Source organism: Streptomyces hainanensis (assembly GCF_004348415.1).
GTDB lineage: Bacteria > Actinomycetota > Actinomycetes > Streptomycetales > Streptomycetaceae > Streptomyces > Streptomyces hainanensis.
Genome location: NZ_SMKI01000948.1, coordinates 1 through 407, shown reverse-complemented (window position 1 = coordinate 407; position 407 = coordinate 1). Strand labels below are relative to the sequence as shown.

The window sequence follows — 407 nt, the reverse complement described above, 5'->3', positions numbered from 1 at the left end:
GCCCAGTCGCCGGTGCAGGGAGGTGCGGTGCGCTGGTCGGTGGCGGCGTGCACGGTGCCGGTGGCGGTGATCGCGGTGGCGCGGCCGCGGTCCACCCGGACGACCCGGGCGGGGTGGAGGCCGGCGGCCGCGTGCTCGGCGAAGGCCTCCGCCAGGTCGGCGTTCCAGCCGTAGGCGGCGAGGGAGTGCTCGGTGGACGGGAAGGGTGAAGCGTGTGGTGAGGACAACGGAGAGACCCCTGGATCGGGAGGGCCCGCGGGGTAAGAGGGGGGCGGCGTTCAGCCGCGCCCGGCCGGGGCCCGGAACGGGAGGTTGAGGCGGGAGTCGCGCAGGGCGGCGACAGGCGACGCGGTCATCAACCTCACCTCCTTCAGGCGCTCGATCCGGCTGCTTCCGTTGCTTGGTGC

1 pseudogene is annotated in these 407 nt (G+C 74.9%); it reads right to left on the bottom strand.

What is annotated here, in order from left to right:
• A pseudogene (locus E1283_RS36915) lies at window positions 1-227 on the bottom strand (ribosome small subunit-dependent GTPase A); the annotation flags it as partial.
• Window positions 228-407 lie beyond the last annotated feature (180 nt).